The organism is Rhodoluna sp. (genome assembly GCF_049276775.1).
GTDB lineage: Bacteria > Actinomycetota > Actinomycetes > Actinomycetales > Microbacteriaceae > Rhodoluna.
In genome coordinates this window covers 1-2,098 of sequence record NZ_JBASXC010000108.1, presented here as the reverse complement: position 1 = coordinate 2,098, position 2,098 = coordinate 1, and the positions used below count along the sequence as shown (strand labels likewise).

3 protein-coding genes are annotated in these 2,098 nt (G+C 51.5%); 2 read left to right on the top strand and 1 reads right to left on the bottom strand.

What is annotated here, in order from left to right:
* Positions 1-275: hypothetical protein (locus WAO31_RS06675; RefSeq protein ID WP_509591745.1), on the top strand; the 275-nt coding region annotated here is incomplete at its 5' end.
* 184 nt (positions 276-459) lie between these two features.
* Here WAO31_RS06675 and WAO31_RS06670 read toward each other — a convergent pair.
* Positions 460-1,815 (bottom strand): hypothetical protein, encoded by a 1,356-nt coding sequence (locus WAO31_RS06670; protein WP_509591742.1) that lies wholly within the window; start codon positions 1,813-1,815, stop codon positions 460-462.
* 94 nt (positions 1,816-1,909) lie between these two features.
* Between WAO31_RS06670 and WAO31_RS06665 the strand changes: the two genes are divergently transcribed.
* On the top strand, positions 1,910-2,098 hold a 189-nt coding region (locus WAO31_RS06665), incomplete at its 3' end, for a hypothetical protein (protein WP_509591739.1).

Sequence of the window (2,098 nt, the reverse complement as noted above, 5' to 3'; positions counted from 1 at the left end):
CCCCTGAGGGTTTCATCATTCCTCTGGTTTACGCTATGAGGGCGTTGATTCGGAAGAATGATGATGGCACTCTCGAGTGGAGCATGGACCCATACGCCTTCCTGTCCAATCACCTCGATCCCATCGTTGATAATTTGCGGGACTTTATTTTGAATCCAGAAGATGAGACTTCTGGAGATCCACAGAAAATAGGAAAGAACGCGAGCATTTACAAGAGCTGCCTACAAGCAGCTCAGCTCGAAGTGATGGCCGCTAAAGGCGCCTTGCTTTACTAAGTCAAATCAGAACTGACCCCTGGTGCCCCTGCCCGGGGGTCAGTTCAACTTAAGCCAGCTTTAAGCTCGCGGGTAACACAACAGAGACAAATAGACACATTCTGAGACGTTGGGATATTCTGATAACCAGCCTCCCCCGAGGCTAAAGGGATCATTCGCTCCCTCATTCAGAGTAATTCTTAAGCTAGCCACCAACTGTTAGTTGGCCTGTATTCGAGAGTTCCCCATCAACATAAAGCGAGACTTCAACAATTGCTCCGACAAGACTGTTGACCGAGTACCTGAATGGACTCGACGTCGGATAGAACACGAACCAGCGACCACCGACCTTCAGCGAAACCTTTCGACCTTCTGCCGAAGTGATGTCAACGAGTATTTGCCCATCGGAGCTTGAAAACTCTGAAGTTGTCTCAGCAGTAGCTGGACCACTCGTAGTTTGTGAAACTGTGCCTGAGCTTGAGGAGCCAGCAGAGTCTGTGTTCGGCTTCTCGATGACTGACTTTTCTTCATCAGCCCCGACCTCTATAGATGTGGCTTGAAGAAGCACCGAATCCACGAATATACGGACGCCCACCGTTGCTCCCTTTACAGAGGTGGTCCTGACCACTGCTCTCGCTGTCTCCGGGTATTCGACAAGCCAGCGACCGCCTATTTGAATTGAAACTTTGCGCCCGCTCGCATTGAGAATTTCGAACTCAATCTCATTGTTCGTGGTAGCAATAAAAATTTTCGCTTGCTCAGAAGTAGTCTGCGAAGTCGAAGGTGGAGCCACCACATCACTTGTGGAGGGCGAGGGTGTTGCCTCCGGAACTACCGGAACGAAAGTTTCCGACGCTTGCCCGGTAGTGAGAGTTTCGGTGGCTACTAATTCGCCATCGAGGTAGGTAGACACGTTTACAGGAACCCCTGGCAAAACTCTCCGAGTGACAATATGGTCGTCATCGGGGAGGTATGTAACGAGCCATCTGCCCGCAATCCTGGCGGAGAGCTTCCGCCCCTCGGCATTTAGAACTTGAATCTTTACCGAATTCTCGTCTCTTGAGACTTTGATGCTTGGACTACTGGACTCGACCACCTCGTTGCTTTCGCTAGCAACAGGCTCTATGGATGCAGACTCTGAGTTGGTGGGGGATGGTGAGTTTCTCTCTTCGAGTGCTTTTCGCAGTGCCGCAACTGATGTAGCGCCGTTTGAGGCTTTGAAGGCAGACCACGTCTCTCCCCCAAGTGACCAGGCTAGGTAAGCAGCCTCGGGCCAGCACTCTGTATAGCGAAGCCCGGTGGAGACATCGACAATCAGGCCATTCGCATATTGCTTTCCCGCAGGGCATTGCGCCTTTCCAATTTGGCCGCTAACTACCTCGGAGAATGGGTAGCCAGAACCCTTTGGTGCGGATGGGGTGTCGGGAGAGGTTGCGGTGTCGCTCGGCTCACCTCTTGGTTCGTCAATCTTTACGAAGTTAGAGAGCTTCAATGCGCCATCGACATATACGGTGATTGAAACGAACCCAGACTGCCCGGGGTAGAACGCCTTTGTTTCCAAGTCTGAAGTTGGGTAGAAGACAGACCATTTGCCTGCGAATCGGACACTTACTTTCTTCGACTTTCCATTTTCGACAGTGAGGTAAACGGCACTTGTGTCACTCGTTAACTTGAGGTTTGTTGGTTCCGGTATGGCGATTTTTTCGTCTACTGCAGCTTCCGTGTTTTCTGATGCTGAAGCTGCTTGGTCGCTAGAAGACACGGGAGAACTCTCTGATTGGACCAAATCTCCCTCAGGTGCAGGTGCAGGTGCAGGTGCAGGTGCAGGTGCTGAGCCGTTAGAC